The sequence below is a fragment of the Xenorhabdus siamensis genome, from assembly GCF_037996745.1.
GTDB classification, from domain to species: domain Bacteria; phylum Pseudomonadota; class Gammaproteobacteria; order Enterobacterales; family Enterobacteriaceae; genus Xenorhabdus; species Xenorhabdus indica.
Map to the genome: position 1 here is coordinate 206325 of NZ_JBBMXE010000007.1, position 22283 is coordinate 228607.

Consider the following 22283-nt stretch of genomic DNA (forward strand, 5'->3'; position numbering starts at 1 on the left):
CTGCCTTCAGGAGATCTGAGCCAGGAATAACAACCGAAAATTCATCTCCTGAAAAACATTACTCCCTGGGAAAACTCTGTTGTTTGTATAAGCAGATATTATTCATCATTCGAATCCAATCCAACTGTCTGTTTTTTCCCACTCAATCCATATTCACGCAGTTTATTGGCAATAGCAGTATGAGAAACACCAAGTCGTTTTGCCAACTTGCGGGTACTGGGATAGTGGCGATAAAGACGGGTCAAAACAGAACGTTCAAAACGCTTACTGATTTCATCTAAAGAACCAACCAGAATGTCTTCATTGATAAAGGCAGTTTCTGTTTCTAATTCCGGTAACTGAATATCTTGTGGGCTTAATTGGTTACCTTCAAGCTGCGTTAATGCCCGGTAGATAGCATTACGCAACTGCCTCACATTTCCGGGCCAATGATAGCTACACAAGAATTGTTCCAGATCAGGTGAGAATTTGGGTTTTTCTACACCTTGCTCTCTAGCAAAACCTGACGCTCCCGTAAAGGCGGCAAAGTAATTGTTAATACATTGAGCCGATAATAGAGATCTTCCCTGAATTCCCCTTTTTGCACCAACTCAACCAAATTCTTCTGAGTAGCACAGATGATCCTGACATTCACTTTAACTTCGTTATCCTCTCCAACACGACGAAATGTTCCATCATTGAGAAAACGGAGTAATTTGATCTGCATTTGTGGTGACATTTCACCAATTTCATCTAACAGAACCGTGCCGCCATTCGCCTGTTCAAAAAAGCCTTTTTTACCTTCCAGTGCATTCGGATATGCACCTGCTGCATAACCAAACAGTTCACTTTCTACTACATCATCCGGCATAGAGGCACAATTTAGTCCAAGAAAAGGTTGTTTTCCTCTTGAACTTTTCAGATGACACGCTTTGGCAAATTCATCTTTCCCTGTTCCTGTATCACCAATAAGCAACAAAGGCAGATCCAACATAGCCATTTTACGGGCCTGCTCAACAACATGAACCATCTTCGGACTGACAGCAATAATATTCTTAAAGGCCTGATCGTCATTCACTGTCAGTTTTTTCTGCGCAGGTTCTGCATAAACGGATACACGTAGCATAATCACTGCTCCCACACATTTAACCTTCTGATTTTCATCAGTCAGTTGCATGGGTGTAATATCCATCAAATAAGATTTTCCTTTGATAGTTAATGTTGCTGAATGAGGCTGATGATGATCGCTTTCCAACCAACGAAGGAAATTGTAATTACTGATAAGTTGGCTGATATTTTTTGGGCTGATTTTTTCTTTGCTAATGCCAAACAATGTCTGGGATGCCAGATTAGCCAAATCGATATTTCCTTTCATATCAATGGACAAGATAGGCTCAGGCACAGACTCCAGTAATGTCCACATCGCTCTGTGCTCTTTTTCTGACGGCATAAAAGCCACTGTCCTGACATCTATCACGCCATTAATACGGCGAATTTCTGCCATCAGCAAGCGAAAGGTATTGAAATCAATTTGAGTAAAACTAAGGTAAATACGACGTTCAGGAGAGATCTCAATTCCTTTCAGGTCAATATTTCTTAAAACCAATAAATCAAGTAACTCGCGAGTCAGCCCAATTCGATCCTGACAAGTAACTTCCAATCGCATTTATTCCGACCTTATTTACACGATGTTCATAACCGCCTGAAATATTACTCGTTACGGTGCAATAGATGAAGCCCCTTGTCAGCTAAAGTTGACAATAAAGCAAAGTGTCAAATTAAAGTGACAGTCGCTTCTAATTGATGATGGTTTCTAATTGGTTACAGTCCTGTCTTTTTAGCTTCACTCTTGGACTTAGTCGCCAACGTACTTTTAAGCTGGTTAATTAACTGATAACGGAAATCCCCCAACTTGGGTTTATCGTCATCAATCCAGGGTAAAGGACGGCATAGCTCCATTGCCTTAATTCCCAGACGAGCCGTAAGTAACCCCGCGCCAATACCCTGCGCAGCACGGGCTGAAAGCCGGGCAGCAATATCCTGCGATAACCAATCCATTCCCACTTCTCTAACCAAATCTGACGCACCTGCAAAGGCAATATTCAGCAATACCAGCCGAAATAAACGAATACGGCTGAAATATCCCAATTCAATTCCATATATTGCCGCAATCCGGTTAATAAGACGAATATTGCGCCATGCAATGAAGGCCATATCCACCACAGCAAGTGGACTGACAGCGATCATCAGTGCAGATTCTGCTGCTGAACGGCGGATCTCTTTTTTGGCCTGTTCGTCCAGAACAGGTTGAACCAGCTTGCTGTATAACATGACTATCTCACGATCATTGTGAGTTTCATGCACAGCCGCCTGCCAACGTTGTAAAACAGGATGTTGTTGCCCGATACCTGCCTGTTCTGCCAGTTTTTCACAAAATTGCCGTCCCTTGCTAATGCCATGACTTTGTAACAATGTTTTGGCGATATCACGTTCTTCTGTCCGCTGGCGTAAACGGTAAAGACGACGCCATTCACTGATTACTCCCCCTATTCCCGCAAAGATAATCAAACTCCCTGCGGCAGCTACACCCAATGCAATCCAATTCTGTTGTTGCCATGACTGATATATCCATTGAATAAACTGAGCGATAACACTGACACCCAATAACAGTACTGCGCCAGAAAAAATTTTTCTCCACAAGCTGCGCTTAGGCTTCAAAGCGGCATTCACTGCTCCTTCAAATTCACTTTCCTGCGCTTCAGCATTCAATTCAGGCATAACCGGATAGAATTCGTTCTCCTGCTCATTGAATTTTTTTTGGGATTTCAAAGTAATTTCTGGTGATGTTGATAAAAGATCATCAAAATCCACTCTTGGTTTTAAGGAGCCAGTTCCCTTTGCTTCCGTCTTCAAAAAGTCCGTCATGTCAGTTTGTCTCCTAATAAAAACTCCATCGCACTGTCCATGCGGATATGAGGCAACGGCTCATCAATATTAACTTGTCTTGGCCGAAATGATTCAAAATTGAAACCCTGCTTTTGCCAAAAAACATTGTCAGGCAAACGTTGTGGCACTTCTCCCGGAAAAAATGTCAATAACTTATCATCTGACAAACGGTTTCCCTTGATAGCCGGGATCTTTTCTCCCTCATGTACCACAATACCACTTTCAGTTGCCTGAACAGACGCAAGGCCGACACAGTCCATACTGATCCCTTCAAATGCAGCATTCTGCCATGCTTCTTGTACAAGTTGCTGGAGGAGGGAAACAAGATTGGCATGTTGATCCGCGGTGACATGATCCGCTTTGCTCGCTGCAAACATTAACTTGTCAATGCAAGGCGAAAATAAACGACGAAATAGCGTCCGCTTGCCATAATGAAAACTCTGCATAAGTTGTGTCAGCGCCAGACGCATGTCGTTAAAAGCGTGGGGGCCACTGTTTAATGGCTGCAAACAGTCAACCAGAACAATTTGCCTATCAAAACGAAGAAAGTGTTCTTTATAAAAATCTTTTACGATGTGATTGCAGTAATACGTAAATCGTTCACGCAGCATACCAATATTGGTATTTTTATCCGCTCTAAGTAGTTGAGGTTCTCCGATTCGATCAATATCTGGCCAGGGAAAAAATTGCAGTGCAGGTGCTCCCGTCAAATCTCCCGGTAAGATAAAACGCCCCGGCTGAATGAAATGTAGCCCCTGTGTTTTACACTGGTGCAAATAATCCGTATAAGCCTGCGCAATTCTGGCCAACAGATTTTCATCGGCAGGTGCCAGTGGGTCACACTGTTTACATAATGCCAACCACGGTTCAGCCCAGTTTAACCTTTCACCTTTCAACAATCCGTTCATCTGCCGTGACCATGCCAGATAACCCTGTTCCAGCATAGGTAAATCCAATAACCACTCTCCCGGATAATCGACAATTTCCAGATAGAGGGTAGAGGTTTCTTTGAGATAACGAAATAAAGAACCTTCTGAACGATAACGCAGGGCAAGGCGGATTTCACTCACTCCGCGCGTCGGAATTGGCCAATAAGGCGGTGTATTATGCAATGCAGCAATGTTTTCATCATAAGTGAAACGGGAAACACCAAAATCCCGCTGCGGTACTCGTTTTACACCTAATAAACGGCCATCACGCACAGTTGAAAACAGCGGTAATCTGGCACCACTGTGAACATGCAGAAGCTGATTGACCAAAGAAGTAATAAATGCTGTTTTCCCACTACGGCTTAATCCAGTTACTGCCAGCCGTAAATGGCGATCAATTCCACGATTAACAAGTGCCGTCAGTTCATTTTGCAATCGTTTCATGTTTCTCCTGAATTGGACACCATGACATTATTTATGATTTATGCCTGCTATATTTCAATAAAGGTATTTCCAATATCGTCCATTTTTATCATAACTTGTTTATTATGACTTGGATTTTTCGAACAGGTAAATTCCCTCACCCAACCAATGGGTGAGAGTAATGGACGAGGGATTGCAACCGTAGCAACTTTATAAGCTCCTGCCAATAATTCAAGTTGCCTCACTGAAAATCTATCCAGCATCGCTTAAAGCTGACGAAATCGGCTGCGCACATTATAGGTATCAGAAGTAACATAACGTTCCATTTGGCGCAAACGTTCTTCCCCTGCCCGCAATTGGTAGTCAACTTCATCCAGCATTTTTTGGGTTGATGGTGCTCTGTTTTCCTCTGCCTGATATCCCGCAGGTGCGGGATCTAATACAAAGGTCAGGATAATGTAAGCCAATACTATTATGCCAAATAATCCAAAGAATAGTGACAATATTGTTATGGTACGGATAAGCGCAACCGGGACACCAAAATAATGCGCTAACCCAGCACATACACCTTTAATCACTCCCTGTTCTGGCAAACGGTAAAGTTTTCCACGGTAAGAGTTGGACATTATGATTGTCTCCAGTTTGGATGTTCTGCATCAAGAATATCTTCCAGCGTTTTGATCCGCTCCTGCATACGCCGGGCGTTTTCTGCCAGTTGCTCCAAACGTTGAATTTCATTGTTCTCTAATTTACCGCGATTCTGGTGACTGTAATGCAACCATAACCAGATCGGTAACACAAAGAGCACAAACAGGATCAGTGGGATCCCCAGAAATATATAGGCCATTACCTTTCCTTAGTTATCAATGAAAGTGCGAATAACATTTGCTATCACTGTGAATCTTTAGCACTCATTTTAGCCTTGAGTGCAGCAAGTTGTGCACTGATTTCATCATCCGCTTTCAATTCTGCAAACTGCTGTTCCAGCGATTGCTTTTTCCCCAAACCAACAGCTTCCGCTTCTGCTTCCATATGGTCAATTCTGCGCTCAAACTGCTCGAAACGTGCCATAGCTTCATCAATTTTACCGCTGTCTAACTGACGACGTACTTCACGGGAAGAAGCCGCCGCCTGATGACGTAAAGTCAAAGACTGCTGTCTTGCCCTCGCTTCTGTCAATTTGTTTTCCAGTTCAGCAATTTCTCCTTTGATGCGATCAAACGTTTCATCCAGAATAGACAGTTCATTTTTCAGCGTTTCAACCAATTGGCTGACTTTTTGTTTTTCAATCAAGGCAGCACGGGCCAGATCTTCTTTGTCTTTACTCAATGCCAGTACAGCTTTTTCCTGCCAACCTTCAATTTGACTTTCTCCGGTGCTGATACGGCGCAAAAGCTGCTTTTTCTCAGCCAAAGTACGCGCAGATGTTGAACGTATCTCCACCAGCGTATCTTCCATCTCCTGAATCATCAAGCGGATCATTTTTTGTGGATCTTCTGCTTTATCCAACAGGGAAGAGATATTAGCGTTAACGATATCAGCAAAACGAGAAAAAATACCCATAGTCATAAACCTCTTTCATTAGAATGTATGTTATGCCTGTGTACTGTTAAGTAAGATACAGAGTAAGGCATTCAGTTAAATACAAGATATGTGCCAACTTTTATTTTTAAATTATCTCATTGAAATATATCATTTAATTTTCATTTGATTTTTTCTTACAATATTTTATTGTAGTTAAATCAACCAGTAATTGGCGAAAAACACCATCTATTAGTGGGAAAATTATGAATCAGTTCACTGATAACCTATTAGGGGAAGCAAATAATTTTATTGAGATCTTGGAGCAAGTCTCTGAATTAGCAAAATTAAATAAACCCGTTTTGGTTTTGGGAGAACGGGGAACAGGTAAGGAGCTGATTGCCCGCCGTCTGCACTATCTTTCTCCCAGGTGGCAAGGTCCTTTTATTTCACTGAACTGTGCAGCCCTCAACGAGAATTTGTTGGATTCAGAGCTTTTTGGTCACGAAGCGGGTGCGTTTACCAGTGCACGTTCAAAGCATCTGGGGCGTTTTGAACGAGCCGATGGCGGAACACTGTTTCTTGACGAACTCGCTACTGCGCCAATGCAAGTACAAGAAAAGCTATTAAGGGTGATTGAATATGGATATTTTGAACGCGTGGGGGGCAGTCAGGCTTTACAAGTTGATGTCCGGCTGATTTGCGCCACCAATGAAGATTTACCTGCTATGGCAGATCATGGAAAATTCAGAGCTGACCTACTCGATAGGCTGGCATTTGATGTTATCAACATCCCTCCATTGCGCCAAAGACAACAAGATATTATGTTACTGGCACAACACTTTGCCATTCAAATGTGTCAGGAATTAAACCTTCCTTTCTTTCCAGGATTTACTGAGCAAGCCAAACAGCAGTTACTCGATTATCATTGGCCCGGCAATGTTCGTGAATTGAAAAATGTCATAGAGCGCTCTATCTACCGTCATGGAGATAACCAAAATGAATTAGCTACTGTTATTATCAATCCTTTTTCAACATCACCAATATTTTTATCTGCGGTACAAACGGCGTCAGAGAAAACCTCTGGCCATAACACAACCAGTGACTATTTTCTTCCCGATTTACCTCTCGATTTAAGACAATGGCAAAACGACTGTGAAAAGCGGCTGATTATACAAGCAATAACAGAAAGCCAATACAGCCAGAAAAAAGCGGCTGAGAAACTCAACCTGACATACCATCAATTACGTGGATTAATCAAAAAACATCACATCAATATTCATGTTATGGCTTAAAAATGATGGGTTGTTGATGGGTGAGTTATGGGCTAAAAAAAGAAAAAAATGCTGAAAGTTACACAGATAAAAAAATAGCCAGCACCCGAGCTGGCTAATAAAAAAATACTGGAAGCAATGTGAGCAATGTCATGCATATTGAGACAACAGACTGGGGTCACGAAACACATCTCAACAGCACGATGCGAATGATAATGCTTATCAATAATGATTGTAAAGTGTTTTATTGAGAATTTTTCTCACTATAGTGATCTACCCGTTGTTTTTGAGCAAGAAGGGTTAGTTAAGTTACAATAGCCAGACTTTTTCCATAACTGATGTTTTATATGCGCTATTTGATTTACTGGATCATATTATTGATTTCAGCGTCCACTCTGGCTGCTGAGACAGCTATTCCAGAAACGACTAAAGCTACTGCCAAAGTGACTCATGGACATATATCAGAAGGTATATCCTATGTTCCGGCAGCCCTGCGGCAGAATGGCTTTATTTATTGCGTTAACGGTAACCTGAACACCTTTAACCCTCAAATGGCTATTAGCGGTCTGACTGTAGATACTCTGGCCGCCCAGATTTATGATCGTCTACTGGAAGTAGACCCTCTAACTTATCGTTTAATGCCAGAATTAGCTTCTCGCTGGGAAGTAAAGGATAATGGAGCTACATACCGTTTTTACTTGCGTCATAACGTCGCTTTTCAATCAACTGCCTGGTTTACTCCGACCCGTACGATGAACGCTGATGATGTTATCTTCAGCTTCCGCCGTTTATTCGACAAAACACACTATTATCATTATGTCAATGGCGGGCATTACCCCTATTTTGATAGCTTACAGTTTGGTGATTCCGTTCAGGATATCCGCAAAATCGATAAATATACTGTCGAGTTCCGCCTGAATGCTCCTGATGCTTCTTTTCTCTGGCATTTAGCCACTCATTATTCTCCTATATTATCTGCCGAATACGGGCAGAAACTGCATCACATAAACAGGGAGGAACAAATTGACTGGCAGCCCGTCGGAACAGGGCCATTCATGCTAGAAGATTATCAGATGGGGCAATATATCCGTCTTGTCCGGCATGATAACTATTGGAAAGGTAAGCCATTGATGGAACAATTCGTTGTAGATACCGGAGCGGGTGGTACAGGCAGGATATCCAAATTACTCACTGGTGAATGTGACGTATTGGCCTATCCAACGGCTAACCAATGGAGCTTACTGCATAGTGATCAGAACCTACGCCTGACTTTACGTTCAGGGATGAATATTGCCTATCTTGCATTCAATACCAGTAAACCGCCATTAGATAAACTGGAAGTGCGTCATGCCATTGCGTATGCCATCAATAACCAAAGGTTGATGCAAGCTATCTATTATGGCACGGCTGAAACTGCGGCATCTATTTTACCAAGAGCATCATGGGCTTATGATAATCGGGCTGAAATCACCGAATATAATCCGGCAAAAGCCCGCAAGATACTCCATAAATTGGGTTTAAATGGGCTGGAATTGACATTGTGGGTGCCAACCACTTCACAATCCTATAATCCAAGTCCTTTGAAAATGGCAGAGTTGATTCAGGCAGATCTGGCGCATGTTGGTATTAACATGTCTATCCGCTCTGTTGAAGGCCGTTTTCAGGAAAACCAATTAATGGACAAAACCCATGATATGACGTTAGCGGGTTGGTCTACTGACAGTAACGATCCTGATAGTTTTTTCCGCCCGCTTTTCAGTTGTGCAGCTATCGCATCTCAAACAAATTTAAGCCGCTGGTGTGATCCGACTTTTGATAATGCAATCCACCAGGCACTTTTAGATCAACAACTCGCGTCACGTATCAAAAGTTATCATATTGCACAACAAATCCTTGCCCAACAATTACCTGTATTACCACTAGCTTATCCAATGAGATCACAGATATTTCGCTATGACATTAAAGGATTAGTTCTGAGTCCTTTTGGCAATAGCTCTTTTGCCGGTGTTTACCGAGAGCAGGAACATTATATATCTACTGAACATATATCCACTGAACTTACGCCGGCTAAAAACGAAAAGGGAAGCAAATGATTATTTATATTCTGCGTCGTTTGCTATTGCTGGTTGTGACGTTATTTTTTCTCTCATTAATCAGCTTTAGTCTGATGTATTTTACTCCTCACGGACCTTTAAGCGGTGCATCACTGATTGATGCTTATCTGTTCTATTTTCACGGCCTGCTACAGTGGGATTTTGGTATTTCCAGCATTAATGGTGAGAGAATTGTTGAACAACTGTACGATGTATTTCCGGCAACCCTTGAACTTTGCCTGCTTTCGTTCACTCTGGCACTATTAATCGGTATCCCTTTAGGGATTATTGCTGGTGTATGGCGAAATAAAAAAGCAGATAAAATTATCAGCACGCTTGCACTGTTTGGTTTTTCTATTCCCGTGTTCTGGCTGGCTTTGCTATTTACTCTCTTATTTTCACTGCATTTAGGTTGGTTACCAGTATCAGGCAGGATTGATTTACTGTACCGAATGGAACCCGTAACAGGTTCCGCACTGATTGATGCCTGGTTATCAGAAAGCCCTCATCGTAATGAAATGATCATGAATGTCATCCTGCATATGATCTTACCTGTTATCACGCTGTCAGTTGCTCCGATGACTGATGTTATTCGCCTGATGCGTAATAGTGCGGAAGAGGTTTCCGCATCCAACTATATAAGATCTGCTTCCATTCGTGGCTTATCGAAACTGACGATTATCCGTCGTCATTTACTGCATAATGCCCTGCCTCCCATTATCCCCAAGCTAGGATTACAATTTTCAACCATGCTCACATTAGCTATGGTTACAGAACAAGTCTTCAATTGGCCGGGATTGGGGCGTTGGCTTATCAGCGCCATTCGTCAGCAGGACTATTCGACTATCTCTGCGGGTGTGATGGTGATAGGCACTTTAGTTATTTCAGTTAACGTGCTGACAAATATTATTGGCGCGATGGCTAATCCCTTAAAACATAAGGAATGGTATGCCCTTAGATAATTTTTACCGTGAAAAGAAAACGCCTTCGCCCCTAAAAGTTATCTGGCGTTTTTTCTATGCTGACGCGCTGGCAATGACGGGTTTTTATGGCGTACTGATTTTGATTGTCTTAAGTCTTTTCGGTAGCCATATTGCTCCATATCAGCTTGATCAGCAATTTATCGACCAGTTGATGCCCCCTTCATGGTCACATTACGGTAATGTTGCCTTTTTTCTTGGCACAGATGATCTTGGGCGGGATATTTTTAGCCGGTTATTGATTGGCACTTCTTCTACTTTTGGTGCGGCGTTGATTGTGACTACAGCAGCGGCCATTGTTGGATTATTTATCGGCAGCCTTGCTGGCATAACACATGGGTTGAAATCTGCAATTCTAAACCACATTCTTGACACCTTACTTTCTATTCCCTCACTGTTATTGGCTATCATTGTGGTTGCTTTTGCGGGAGCCAGTCTACAACATGCGATGATTGCTATCTGGCTGGCCTTATTACCAAGGATCGTACGGACCATTTATACCGCTGTACACGACGAGTTGGATAAAGAATATATTATTTCTGCCCGTTTGGATGGCGCTTCAAATTATCATATTCTACGTTATGCCATTTTTCCGAATATTACTGCTGTAATAGTCAGTGAATTAACGCGTACTTTCTCTATTGCCATCCTTGATATTGCAGCCTTAGGTTTTCTCAATCTTGGTGCACAATTGCCATCACCTGAATGGGGAGCTATGCTCGGTGGATCACTGGAATTAATCTACACTGCCCCTTGGACAGTGATGTTGCCCGGTACAGCGATTATGCTCAGCGTCCTGCTGGTTAACTTACTTGGTGATGGCCTGCACCGCGCTATTAATGCAGGAGTCGAATAATGCCGTTACTCGATATCCGTAATCTTACAATTGAATTCATAACGGCAGAAGGCCCTGTCAAAGCCGTTGACAGGATGAGTATTTCGTTAACCGAAGGTGAAATACTTGGACTGGCTGGTGAATCAGGTTCTGGTAAGAGCCTAATCGCCAAGGCTATCTGTGGTGTCACAAAAGATAATCTTACAGTTACCGCAGATCGTTTCCGCTTTAATGATATTGACTTATTGCGCCTGACACCAAAACAGCGCCGTAAAGTTATTGGTCACAATATTTCAATGATATTTCAAGAACCCCAATCATGCCTCGATCCATCGGAAAGTATTGGTAAACAACTTATTCAATCTATTCCCGGCTGGACATTTAAAGGTCGTTGGTGGCAACGATTTAACTGGAAAAAACGCCGTGCTATTGAATTGCTTCATCGGGTAGGTATCAAAGATCACCATGACATTATGAACTCTTATCCTTATGAGTTAACAGATGGAGAGTGTCAAAAAGTGATGATTGCCATTGCACTTGCCAATCAGCCAAGATTGCTGATTGCGGATGAACCAACCAATGCAATGGAACCAACAACGCAGGCCCAAATATTCCGTTTACTATCTATCCTGAATCAAAACAACAACATGACGATTTTGTTGATTAGCCATGATCTGCAAATGATGAGTAAATTGGTAAAGCGAATCAACGTATTATATTGTGGTCAAACGGTGGAAAGTGCTACACCTGATGAGTTGCTAGTCACTCCTCGCCACCCTTATACACAGGCATTGATCCGCTCGATTCCTGACTTCGGTAGCCCACTACCCCATAAAAGTCGCCTGAACACCCTACCCGGTGTGATTCCATCATTGGAACATTTACCGATTGGATGCCGTCTTGGGCCTCGTTGTCCTTATGCCCAAAAGACCTGCATTGAAACGCCACGATTGCGGGGAGTCAAAAGTCATACTTTTGCCTGTCATTTCCCCTTGAACATGGAGGAACAATAAATGGTCGAGACATTATTGGAAGTTAAAAACCTGACGAAAACATTCCGCTATCGTACCGGATTTTTCCGCCGCCATTATCTTGATGCCGTGAAGCCCGTAAGTTTTACTTTGCAGCCCAGAAAAACGCTGGCGATTATCGGAGAGAATGGCTCAGGCAAATCTACGCTGGCCAGAATGCTGTCAGGGGTTATCGAACCTACATCAGGTGAAATCTTAATCAAAAACCATAAACTGGCTTATGGGGACTATAGTTACCGCAGCCAGCTCATCCGTATGATTTTTCAAGATCCCAGTACGTCATTAAATCCCCGTCAACGGATTGGTCAGATTCTGGATATGCCTTTGATCCTGAATACAAAACTTTCTCCTTCTGAACGGGAAAAACGTATCAATCAGACATTACGCCAAGTCGGACTGCTGCCCGATCATGCCAATTATTACCCACATATGCTGGCTTCAGGTCAGAAGCAGCGTGTAGCACTGGCACGAGCACTAATATTACAACCTCAAATTATTGTTGCTGATGAAGCATTGGCTTCTCTTGATATGTCTATGCGTTCTCAGATTATTAATCTGATGCTGGAATTACAGGAGAAACATGGTATTGCCTATATATACGTTACCCAGCACCTCGGTATGATGAAACATATCAGTGATCAGGTGTTGGTCATGCATCAGGGGGAAGTCGTAGAGCGCGGTAATACAGCCGAAGTGCTGGCCTCTCCATTACATGATATTACGCGCAAGTTGATAGCCAGCCATTTTGGCGAACCGCTGTCCGCCGAAGCATGGAGACAGGATATCACTTGATTTTATTGGGTAAATTTTATCACTGATCGGAACAGCAGTGGAAACTCACCACATTTTTTTCCAGCGTGGTAGAATCATACCCGTTTATTAACAATGAATACCCTAGTTATAGTAGGTATATTATTACTCTATGATATTAACTTTGGTATTTTGAACATTAAGAACAATAAGGAACTGCTATGGGTTTCATGACCGGCAAGCGCATTCTAATCACTGGCGTCGCCAGTAAACTGTCTATTGCCTATGGAATTGCTAAGGCAATGCACGATCAAGGTGCTGAACTGGCTTTTACCTACCAAAATGACAAATTGAAACCTCGTGTCGAAGAATTCGCTGCATCATTGAATTCGAACATCGTTCTGCCATGCGACGTGGCTAAAGATGAAAGTATCGACGCATTGTTCGCTGAACTGGGTAAGGTATGGCCTAAATTCGACGGTTTTGTTCACTCTATCGGCTACGCACCTGCTGAACAACTTGACGGGGATTATGTCAATGCCGTCAATCGCGAAGGCTTCAAAATTGCACATGATATCAGTGCATACAGCTTTGTTGCGTTGGCAAAAGCCTGTCGCAGCATGCTGAACCCTGACTCAGCCCTGCTTACCTTAAGCTATTTAGGTGCAGAGCGTGCAATCCCTAACTACAACGTTATGGGATTAGCAAAAGCGTCTCTGGAAGCAAACGTACGTTACATGGCAAATGCTATGGGTGCCGAAGGTGTTCGTGTTAATGGTATTTCCGCAGGCCCAATCCGCACTTTGGCCGCGTCTGGTATCAAAGAATTCCGTAAAATGCTGGCACACTGTGAATCTGTCACGCCTATCCGTCGTACCGTTACCACAGAAGATGTAGGTAATGCTGCTGCATTCCTGTGTTCTAATCTGGCTGGTGGTATTACTGGTGAGATCCTGCATGTTGATGGCGGGTTCAGCATCGCTGCCATGAATGAACTGGAATTGAAATAATTTCGGTAACTTGTTGATATAGCGATATAAGTTCAGAGGTAGTATTATCTCTGAACTTATCTCTTCTTTCCTATTACTACAGCCGCAGGAAAAATACATTATTTTTGCATATCAGGCTGCCATACCAGCACTTTCAACCAGATGCCGGAGCCAACAGAGTTCACGATCATAATCTTTGGCTATCTTACAATTTTCTTTCCGACTGGAGCTCTGAACTTGCATGCTTTGCTTTTTATTACTAGTTACTGGCCTTTAAAGGAGAATTTGTTTTATTAAACTTAAACAGTTTCCGTATGAGAGTACTATAATATCAATCAACAAATTGTTGTCATGATCAAACCTTCTATTCTTCTATTGACTTCCTACTGCAATATATTCTGTCATTATTGTATGATTCACAGCATATTTCGCCTGCCATGCTTTCGGATTGATCAAATAATGTTGCCGAAAACGTTTAGAAAAATGGCTTGGACTGGAGTAACCTACCGCTGTAGCAACTTCAATAACACTCATCCCTTTTTTCAATAAATCTTCTGCTGTGGTCATACGAACATTTTCCAGATATTGATGGAAGGTACGAAAAACAACCGCTCGGAACCCCTCTTTTAATTTCCGTTCATTCAAACCTACTGCTCTTGATAATGATTTTATTGTCCAAGGGTAATGATAGTCGCTATTAATTATTTTTATTGCATTGTAAACAGCACGACGCTGTAAGCTGTTAATCGCATTATATTGGCAATCATAAACTTGAGCCGTCACACACGCGAGAATTTCTAACGCTTTTGCCTTTAAATAAACCTTGCGGACGTTACCATTTAATTGACATTCTTTTATTTGATTGACTATCTGCATAAATGGCGGATGGATAGGACTAGCCATCATTAATACGTTACTGTAACTAACATTTTTTTCAAAACTAGTCGCTAATTTGGTAAAAGATGGCAATTCCTGAGCTTCAATTTCGTTCAGAGAAAAACGAATATCGAGAATATGCCATTTTCCACTACCAAAGAAATTCATACCTCGTGTTTTTTTAGGTGAATAGAAAAATATCATTGTTCCCGGATTAATATCTAAAATATCCCCCTTTTCAATCGCCATTTTTCCTTTACCACTTAGAACAAAAGCAATTGATACCGTTGGCGGCCCTTCACAATATTCTGTTAAATCTTTGTTAAGATCGAGACAAATACGGTTTATATGAATTCCGTCAGATACTTCCTCCGTGAGTAACGGAGGAATTATATTATTTTCTATCACCTGTGGACGTGTATAATTACAATGGTCAGCAGTGAAAATGCACAATTTCTCGCTATAAATCGTCTTCATGAGATCCCCTGTAAAATTAGCATCAGATTCCATTTCAAAAGCTATTTACACAATAAAAACAGTATATTGTGCGTGCTAAATTCATTATATTTTTATTTTATATATACACATAATGTAAATATCACGCAATTTATCATTAATGATAATCATTATCAATAGTACGTATCGCGCTACTTTTGTCCCTATCCCGTTAGCCCTATTTTTCTACTCCCGTTAGTCTCCCTGATAAATTTTTTTCGTTTTACCATACCTGATTTTTGTAAAACATGATTTGAAAGGGCATAACGAGTACTTATATGAAAAAAAAATATGCTAAAGCGTCTGTCTTATGTTGCTTAATTACACCCGTAGCCTGGGCGGAACATACATCTGAAGCGAAAAAAGACGTTTTGATCGTGACGGCTAACAAACAGGAAGAAGCATTAAATAAAATTAATGGCAGCATTTTGGTTAAAACTGGCGAAGAACTTGAGCAAGCAGGGATTACCCAAGTGCAGGATCTTGAGCGTGCCTTCCCTGGTTTACAAATTCGCTCTCGCGGTAACCGGACCTATTCAGCAACAACAATTCGGGGTATCAGTTCACCTGATTATTATTCACCTTCTGTTCGAATTTATGTTGATGGTGTGCATCAGGATCATCAATTCCTAACTCAAGAATTAATTAATGTAGAACGCGTAGAATTATTACGTGGCCCTCAAGGCACTTTATACGGAGGAAATGCCCAAGCGGGAGTTATCAATATTGTTACCCGTTCCCCTAAAGAAGGCCCTTGGCTTAACTTATCTGGTAATTATTCTAAATTGAAGCAAGGCGGTTCATTCAGCGGATCAACACCTCTTATCGAAGGCATTCTTTATGGCAGTACGAATCTACGCTGGGTAAAAGAACCAGGGCAAATTGATGCATCAAATCGTAAAAACATTGACTCCAGTAAAACTTGGTTAGGTAAAGGCCAACTGACATTCGCACCGGATGATTCACCTTTCAGTGCTGAACTTAGCTTTGCTCACGAAGATCTCAATTCACATGAAGAGCTCTATTTAACCGACGAGCAATTCCGTCGGAAAGAGTACGATGGCCCTATTCCTGATTTAAAACGGCGAGTCAACAGTTATGCACTGAAGGCTGAATATGATTTCGGCAACAATACATTAACCAGTGTCACTTCCTATCAGGATCGCGATATTTTCCGTAATTTCATCGGAGGTAAATGGAAAGAGAAACACCATGCCACCACCCAAGAATTGCGTTTAAATTCCAACTATTCAAATGGAATAACCAGTGTTCTTGGTGGTTGGTTCTCAGATGAAAGTAGTAAACACCTGGTTGGTGCTTATCCTGGTTACTATAGCGATTCCCTGAACACCATTAAGACAAAATCACTGGCGCTATTTAGTGAGGTTAAATTCCCGCTTACTTCTCAATGGGATCTAACTCTTGGCGGGCGTTTATCACATGAGAAATCGCAGATAACCTATGCAGGTCGTTCTGGCACGATGGCAATCGACGCTTTTGATAATCAAGTTTCCAACAATGAATTTACACCTAAAGCGACTTTAGGCTGGCAATTCACACCTGATACCCGTTTCTATATTTCTGCCACGAAAGGTTATAAACCCGGCGGCTTCAATAACATTATTTCCTCTGCAGAGGATAGAAAACCTTACGATACCGAACTTTCAGATAATTATGAATTCGGCTGGAATAGCGCATTCTTTGATGATGCCGTGACATTAAACAGCGCGATTTATTATATCTATTCAAAAGACAAACAGATCTATGTTGGGCCTATTGGCATGCAATCTATTCGCAATGCCGGAAAAGCAGAAAGTAAAGGTATTGAGCTGAGTAGCCAAATCAAGCCAATGCAGGGGCTCAGATTTTCTCTTGGTGGTAGCGTTGGTAAATCAAATTTCACTCATGCAACCGATATAATAACTGGCGTAAGTTACAACGGCAAACGTCTGCCTTATGCTCCAGATATCATGCTTAATGCAGGTATCGACTATCTGATTCAACAGACATTTTTGCCAGGAAATCTCTATGCCAATGCTGGTGCCCGTCACTATTCAAAAAGCTACTTTGATGAAGCGAATACCCTTGAACAAGGTGCATATACTCTCTATGACGCCTCATTAAGTTTAGAGATGGCTCATGGTGTCAATATTAAGCTTTATGGCGAAAACTTGGGCAATAAAAAGTACCGTGTTTCGAGTTTCTCGAAAGGCCATACGCTCAGTATGATGAGTAAGGGCTTGAATATTGGGCTGGATGTGAGCATTGCATTATGACGCACAATATTTCAAGCTCCCGTCATGTCTCGTTACTGCTTCTGACTTTGGCTGGTGTTTACACCATCCAAAGCACTATTGGTATGTTAACGTTACAAAGCATGCCTGCGTTTCTGCGCAGCCACGGTGTAACACCGGATAAAATAGGGTTACTTTATCTGCTAATGTTACCTTGGGCATGCAAATTCCTTTGGGCACCAATTGTAGAGCGTTATCGTAAATCAGGTTCAGGGGATACCAATCCCCGCCGCGTCATACTCTGCGGTAACATTTTGATTTTTCTCCTTTTATGCTTAATGTCATTGGCAAAACCTGCCGAACATATGCCGTTAATTATCGCGATACTGTTTCTGATAACACTTTGCCTGACTGTCGTAGATACCACGACAGATGGTCAAGCCATTGATCGATTATCACCACAGCATCGCCCCTGGTGCAATGTTATGCAGGTTGGCGGTGGTTACCTGGGAGCTATTATCGGTAGTGGCCTGTTCTTATATCTGACCTCACTGTATGGATGGCACATTGGTGCAGGCGTATTAGCCATAGTGATTCTCTTGATGTCCTTGCCCATTTTGTTCATCCGAAAAACGCAGGGAAAAAGAGAATCGTATGTTTCAAAGGCTACCGTCCCGCCATCCCTCAAGAGTGCATTTCGCCGTACTCCGGTTAAACAGGCATTAGTTTTAATCCTGTTATGTATGATTGGTACACGCTTGTCACTCAGTATGCTCTCCCCATTTTTGTTCGATCGCGGAGTCGATTTAACTCAACTAGGCATTATTGCCGCCAGCGGCGGTGCATTAGCCGGATTATCTGGTGTCCTGTTTGGCGGTATTCTAGTACGTAAGTTAGGCGCCATGCAAACACTGCTGAGCTTTATGCTACTTGAATGCATGGTGCTAGTGGGGATTTTCTGGCTTGCCCAACAACCAGAATCCTCCGTATCTTTGCTTTCAGCCGCATACATCTTCATCACGTTAATCACTGCGGCCAAATTTGTTGCCTTATACACTCAGATGATGTCTCTGGCAGCAAGTACTCAATCTGGTGTGGATTTTGCTTTGATGCAATCGGCAGATATGGGCATTGCAATCATCTGTTCAATGGTCGGTGGATTGATTGTTACCAAAGCGGGCTATTCTTCCCTTTTCGCTCTCGCATCACTCTTCACCCTCGCTGGCCTATTCTGGACACTACGCAAATGCCACAATTTACCAAAGGAAAACACCTATGCTCAGTAACGACTCATCTGTCCAGCATTCGCCAGAGCAACGTGCCGCTGATGCCGGTGTTCTTAAGGCATTGTGGAATATGATGCGCCCATACCGTGCTCTGAGTTATGTAGCTATTGCACTTGCCATTGTTTCCGCTGGCCTGCAAATTTTGCCGGCGGCGGTTGCCGGGTTAATTACTCAATCCATCTATGACGGGCAATATGACTCACTCCTGAGTTACGGCGTCGTATTATTAAGCTCTGCTTTTGCCGCAATGCTGACTTTTAGCGCTTCAACGTTTGTTTCTCATTTAATAGCCGCCGACGTTCAGGCTGATGTTCGGCGTAATATCAGTAATAAATTAAAGTCCGTTCCTCTGGGCTTCTTTATGCTAACTGACAGTACTGAAATCAAAAAGATGATGTTAGATGATGTCGAACAACTCGAGGATGGGATTGCTCACATTATTCCAGAAATGTCAGCAACCTTGTTCGGCCCGCTGCTCGCGTTGAGCGTCATGTTGGCTATCGATTGGCGACTGGCATTGGCTGCATTCGCTCCAACCCTAGGCGCTTGTTTACTGTTCATCTATATTCAGATGAAAGTTCAAACCACAACTCAGCGCTTTTATGCAGCCCAAAATCGCATTGCTTCGACGATGGGAGAGGTTATCAATGCAATCCCCGTGGTAAAAACTTATTCAAGCGGCAATATTGCACTACAGCGTGCCGAAGGAGCATTTACCGCTCTGACACGCATTATCGATGTTTGGGTCGAAAAAGTGCAGGTCAAATCCAGCCGATTTTTTGTTCTATCCAGCGCCAATTTACTGTTTGTACTCCCTTTGGCAGTCTGGTTATTTAACCAACAAGAAATTTCGATATTTGAATTTACCTTCTTTATTCTAGCTGCCATGGCGTTCGGTAATATTGCTTCCTCCATGTTCGCCGTAATGACCCGCTTGCAACAACAAGAGGCATTAATCACACGTTATCACTGGCTAATGAACCAACCTGAACTAGCACCATGTACTCAGAGCCACACACCTGTTGATAACAATGTGACTTTGCATAATGTCAGTTTCTCCTATCAAAATGGACAGGGTAACACTTTAAATAACATCTCCTTTTCCGTACCGGCTGGAAGATCAATGGCTCTGGTAGGAGCCAGTGGTTCTGGTAAATCCACAGTAGCTAGTTTGATTGCTCGTCTTTGGGACCCGCAGCAAGGCAAAATTACTGTTGGTGGTGTTGATGTTCGCAATATGGATGAACTCACCCTGCGCAATAACATCTCTTTTGTTTTCCAGCGGGTATTTCTGTTCAACGATACGGTAGCTAATAACATACGTTTGGCCTGTCCTAATGCTTCCCAAGCTGAGGTTGAAGCCGCAGCTATCGCAGCTCAAGCACACCAATTTATCCAAAAGTTACCACAGGGTTACAACACAGTACTGAACAGCGGTATCAGCTTGTCTGTGGGAGAAAAGCAGCGTATCGCCGTTGCCGCCGCTATCCTGAAAAATGCGCCAATTCTTGTCTTGGATGAAGCGACCGCCTATGCCGATCCAGAGTGTGAAAAAGAGATGCAACAAGCACTCAATGCACTATGTCATACCCAAACAGGACAGGATAAGACAGTGATTGTTATTGCCCATCGCCTGCCGACCATTCGCCATCTTGATCAAATAGTGGTTTTGGATAAAGGACAAATCATTGAACAAGGCACCCATGATGAATTAATCACACAGCAAGGTGCCTATGCCAAACAGTGGGCTGCTTGGCGGGGAGAATATACCGGAACAGGAGTAAATTATCGTGGGGTTATTTAATCGTCTCCAGCAACATCTGTCCCCGAAACTGCAACGGGTTTGGTTCATTGGCTTGTTATATAAGCAGCTTGATACCATTGCAATTATTGCTCAACTTGCCATCGCAGCTTGGGCTATCACACATCTGGAGGATCGTTATCTGAAAGAAAGTGGCACTGATATGCTGCCGCTTATCACTCTGGTGTTATTGATTATTTTACTGTTGTTGCGGTTCGCGTTTATGTCCCGCGCACTGCGTAAACTCACCATTGCCGCTTATGGATTGGGTATCGAGATCCGGCGCGCTCTGTTACAACGGCTTGTGAATATGTCGGTCGCGACAATTCGGCGTTTAAGTGCTGGAAAAATAGCGCTGACATTATCCGAGGATGTGCAATGGCAGGAAAATCAGTCAGCTTATACTACTCCACAAATCACCTGTCAGATTGTGATGCTGGGGCTCATTTATCTGGCTTTATTTGGGTTCGATTGGATTGTAGCTGGCAGTGCGCTGTTAGTATTGATGGTTGGATTACTTATTCTGGTCGCGATCCGTCAAAAACTTAATGAAATCTTGCGTCGACGGTCTGCTATGATGGCTGGCGTCTCCGAAGCGATTGTAGAATATGCACAAGGTATGGCCTTTATCCGTGCAGCGGCGGTGACCACAACGGTAGAACAACGTTTTAACCAAGAAATTGAACAACTGCGTATTGCATTCCGCCGAGGAGTATTCAAAAGCATACCACTATTGAGTCTGTTCTACATCGTCATTGATACCAGTGTGGTTGTAGGGATACTGGCTGGTGCCCTGCGCTTCCATGCGCCGGAAACGCTCACACTTTCTGAAATGCTCATCACAATCCTACTGCTGTTTGCCACGATGACCCCTTTGCGCGGGATTATTCCCTTGCTCAATGTCACCGCATTAACACAAGTGGGCGAAACACATATTGCCGAGATCGAAGCGGTTGAAACGCAAGTCTCTGGGCTATTAGCCGCTCCTGCTCAATATGATGTTGAAGTTAACAACATCTCATTTAGTTATCCGGGTACTAATCAACCCGCTATCCAAAACGTTTCATTTCATGCACCACAAGGCAGTATGACCGCCATTGTGGGACCTAGCGGCAGCGGTAAATCTACGCTGGCTTATTTATTGCTTTCTTTCTATCAGCTAGACAAAGGTGAAATTCGTCTGGGTGGAAATCACATCCATCATTACCAAACTCAAGCACTGTATGACACTGTCACAATGGTATTTCAGGAAACCGCACTATTTCAGGATACTGTCGCAAATAATCTCCGTTTGGGCGATCCAAATGCCACTCAGTTGGAATTAGAACAAGCTGCTCGTCTTGCCAATATTCACGACACAATTATGACTCTGCCACAAGGATATGACACCCTTTTAGGTGTAGATGGCGGTACATTATCCGGTGGTGAACGCCAACGTCTTGCCATCGCTCGCGCAATCTTAAAACAGTCTCCTGTTTTATTCCTGGATGAAGCAACCGCTTCACTAGATCCTGAAAATGAGCGATTGATACAAAAAGCATTTTCTTCTCTTACCGAGAATAAAACTGTCTTTGTTATTGCTCATCGGCTAAGCACGATAACTCGTGCTGATCAAATATTGGTAATGGATCATGGAACCCTTTGTGATAGTGGGACCCATGACGAATTACTACAACGTTGTCCACTTTATCAATCTCTCTGGAAAAATCATCTTGGTTCAGAAGAGCATTGGCATTTACAACCAAAACATTTATCCGAGACATCCATCTAGAAATATTCATTCCAATAAATTGAAACTACGTTTATTGATTTATTAGGTAACTGCCATTTTTATAGGATTT

Annotated in this window: 17 protein-coding genes and 1 pseudogene; 11 read left to right on the forward strand and 7 right to left on the reverse strand. The window is 42.6% G+C overall.

Translation table 11 applies throughout. The features are described 5' to 3' along the window. Positions 1 to 98: 98 nt before the first annotated feature. From tyrR to pspA, 6 genes and pseudogenes are all read right to left on the reverse strand, one after another. Positions 99 to 1645, reverse strand: a pseudogene (tyrR, locus tag AAC852_RS07735) (transcriptional regulator TyrR). Positions 1646 to 1800: 155 nt separating this feature from the next. Next, complete coding sequence (locus tag AAC852_RS07740) at positions 1801 to 2904, reverse strand: YcjF family protein (protein WP_340620537.1); 1104 nt, start codon at positions 2902 to 2904, stop codon at positions 1801 to 1803. After that, entirely contained in the window at positions 2901 to 4298 is a 1398-nt protein-coding gene (locus tag AAC852_RS07745; RefSeq protein WP_340620538.1) for a YcjX family GTP-binding protein, read from the reverse strand. The genes AAC852_RS07740 and AAC852_RS07745 overlap by 4 nt, the downstream gene beginning before the upstream one ends. A gap of 245 nt (positions 4299 to 4543) precedes the next feature. Beyond that, entirely contained in the window at positions 4544 to 4903 is a 360-nt protein-coding gene (pspC, locus tag AAC852_RS07750; RefSeq protein ID WP_340620539.1) for an envelope stress response membrane protein PspC, read from the reverse strand. After that, positions 4903 to 5124, reverse strand: a complete 222-nt coding sequence (gene pspB, locus AAC852_RS07755; RefSeq protein ID WP_038270282.1) for an envelope stress response membrane protein PspB — start codon at positions 5122 to 5124, stop codon at positions 4903 to 4905. The genes pspC and pspB overlap by 1 nt, the downstream gene beginning before the upstream one ends. Before the next feature lie 44 nt (positions 5125 to 5168). Continuing rightward, a complete protein-coding gene (gene pspA, locus AAC852_RS07760; protein ID WP_340620540.1) occupies positions 5169 to 5840 on the reverse strand; it encodes a phage shock protein PspA in 672 nt (223 codons plus the stop codon). Between the two features lie 224 nt (positions 5841 to 6064). Here pspA and pspF point away from each other — a divergent pair, with 224 nt between their 5' ends. From pspF to fabI, 7 genes are all read left to right on the forward strand, one after another. Continuing rightward, positions 6065 to 7093, forward strand: a complete 1029-nt coding sequence (gene pspF, locus AAC852_RS07765) for a phage shock protein operon transcriptional activator (RefSeq protein WP_340620541.1) — start codon at positions 6065 to 6067, stop codon at positions 7091 to 7093. A 326-nt stretch (positions 7094 to 7419) separates the two neighbouring features. Further along, positions 7420 to 9165, forward strand: a complete 1746-nt coding sequence (gene sapA / locus AAC852_RS07770; protein WP_340620542.1) for an ABC transporter substrate-binding protein SapA — start codon at positions 7420 to 7422, stop codon at positions 9163 to 9165. Then, positions 9162 to 10127 carry a putrescine export ABC transporter permease SapB gene (sapB, locus tag AAC852_RS07775; RefSeq protein WP_340620543.1) on the forward strand — a complete coding sequence of 322 codons (966 nt, stop codon included), beginning with the start codon at positions 9162 to 9164 and terminating at the stop codon, positions 10125 to 10127. The genes sapA and sapB overlap by 4 nt, the downstream gene beginning before the upstream one ends. Next, complete coding sequence (sapC, locus tag AAC852_RS07780) at positions 10114 to 11001, forward strand: putrescine export ABC transporter permease SapC (protein ID WP_340620544.1); 888 nt, start codon at positions 10114 to 10116, stop codon at positions 10999 to 11001. The genes sapB and sapC overlap by 14 nt, the downstream gene beginning before the upstream one ends. After that, the gene (gene sapD / locus AAC852_RS07785) at positions 11001 to 11993 is read left to right on the forward strand and encodes a putrescine export ABC transporter ATP-binding protein SapD (protein WP_340620545.1); all 993 of its coding nucleotides are present in this window, start codon (positions 11001 to 11003) and stop codon (positions 11991 to 11993) included. The genes sapC and sapD overlap by 1 nt, the downstream gene beginning before the upstream one ends. Further along, a complete protein-coding gene (gene sapF, locus AAC852_RS07790) occupies positions 11994 to 12803 on the forward strand; it encodes a putrescine export ABC transporter ATP-binding protein SapF (RefSeq protein WP_340620546.1) in 810 nt (269 codons plus the stop codon). 179 nt (positions 12804 to 12982) lie between these two features. Next, positions 12983 to 13771 (forward strand): enoyl-ACP reductase FabI, encoded by a 789-nt coding sequence (gene fabI, locus AAC852_RS07795; protein ID WP_340620547.1) that lies wholly within the window; start codon positions 12983 to 12985, stop codon positions 13769 to 13771. Positions 13772 to 14122: 351 nt separating this feature from the next. On the opposite strand, the gene AAC852_RS07800 is transcribed toward fabI, so the two are convergent. Then, the gene (locus AAC852_RS07800) at positions 14123 to 15103 is read right to left on the reverse strand and encodes a helix-turn-helix transcriptional regulator (RefSeq protein ID WP_340620548.1); all 981 of its coding nucleotides are present in this window, start codon (positions 15101 to 15103) and stop codon (positions 14123 to 14125) included. 296 nt (positions 15104 to 15399) lie between these two features. Between AAC852_RS07800 and AAC852_RS07805 the strand changes: the two genes are divergently transcribed. The 4 genes from AAC852_RS07805 to AAC852_RS07820 are packed head-to-tail and all read left to right on the forward strand — an operon-like array spanning position 15400 to position 22213. After that, a complete protein-coding gene (locus AAC852_RS07805) occupies positions 15400 to 17397 on the forward strand; it encodes a TonB-dependent receptor (RefSeq protein WP_340620549.1) in 1998 nt (665 codons plus the stop codon). Next, positions 17394 to 18641, forward strand: coding sequence for an MFS transporter (locus AAC852_RS07810; RefSeq protein ID WP_340620550.1), 1248 nt, complete (start codon positions 17394 to 17396; stop codon positions 18639 to 18641). Before AAC852_RS07805 ends, AAC852_RS07810 begins: the two co-directional genes overlap by 4 nt. After that, complete coding sequence (locus tag AAC852_RS07815; protein ID WP_340620551.1) at positions 18631 to 20445, forward strand: ABC transporter ATP-binding protein; 1815 nt, start codon at positions 18631 to 18633, stop codon at positions 20443 to 20445. Before AAC852_RS07810 ends, AAC852_RS07815 begins: the two co-directional genes overlap by 11 nt. Further along, the gene (locus AAC852_RS07820; protein ID WP_340620552.1) at positions 20432 to 22213 is read left to right on the forward strand and encodes an ABC transporter ATP-binding protein; all 1782 of its coding nucleotides are present in this window, start codon (positions 20432 to 20434) and stop codon (positions 22211 to 22213) included. The genes AAC852_RS07815 and AAC852_RS07820 overlap by 14 nt, the downstream gene beginning before the upstream one ends. Positions 22214 to 22283 lie beyond the last annotated feature (70 nt).

Coding starts and splice junctions, on each gene's coding strand:
- pspF (WP_340620541.1), top strand. CDS start 6,065: ATGAATCAGTTCACTGATAACCTATTAGGGGAAGCAAATAATTTTATT.
- sapC (WP_340620544.1), top strand. CDS start 10,114: ATGCCCTTAGATAATTTTTACCGTGAAAAGAAAACGCCTTCGCCCCTA.
- AAC852_RS07740 (WP_340620537.1), bottom strand. CDS start 2,904: ATGACGGACTTTTTGAAGACGGAAGCAAAGGGAACTGGCTCCTTAAAA.
- sapA (WP_340620542.1), top strand. CDS start 7,420: ATGCGCTATTTGATTTACTGGATCATATTATTGATTTCAGCGTCCACT.
- sapD (WP_340620545.1), top strand. CDS start 11,001: ATGCCGTTACTCGATATCCGTAATCTTACAATTGAATTCATAACGGCA.
- AAC852_RS07810 (WP_340620550.1), top strand. CDS start 17,394: ATGACGCACAATATTTCAAGCTCCCGTCATGTCTCGTTACTGCTTCTG.
- AAC852_RS07745 (WP_340620538.1), bottom strand. CDS start 4,298: ATGAAACGATTGCAAAATGAACTGACGGCACTTGTTAATCGTGGAATT.
- pspC (WP_340620539.1), bottom strand. CDS start 4,903: ATGTCCAACTCTTACCGTGGAAAACTTTACCGTTTGCCAGAACAGGGA.
- AAC852_RS07800 (WP_340620548.1), bottom strand. CDS start 15,103: ATGAAGACGATTTATAGCGAGAAATTGTGCATTTTCACTGCTGACCAT.
- sapF (WP_340620546.1), top strand. CDS start 11,994: ATGGTCGAGACATTATTGGAAGTTAAAAACCTGACGAAAACATTCCGC.
- sapB (WP_340620543.1), top strand. CDS start 9,162: ATGATTATTTATATTCTGCGTCGTTTGCTATTGCTGGTTGTGACGTTA.
- fabI (WP_340620547.1), top strand. CDS start 12,983: ATGGGTTTCATGACCGGCAAGCGCATTCTAATCACTGGCGTCGCCAGT.
- pspB (WP_038270282.1), bottom strand. CDS start 5,124: ATGGCCTATATATTTCTGGGGATCCCACTGATCCTGTTTGTGCTCTTT.
- AAC852_RS07805 (WP_340620549.1), top strand. CDS start 15,400: ATGAAAAAAAAATATGCTAAAGCGTCTGTCTTATGTTGCTTAATTACA.
- pspA (WP_340620540.1), bottom strand. CDS start 5,840: ATGGGTATTTTTTCTCGTTTTGCTGATATCGTTAACGCTAATATCTCT.
- AAC852_RS07815 (WP_340620551.1), top strand. CDS start 18,631: ATGCTCAGTAACGACTCATCTGTCCAGCATTCGCCAGAGCAACGTGCC.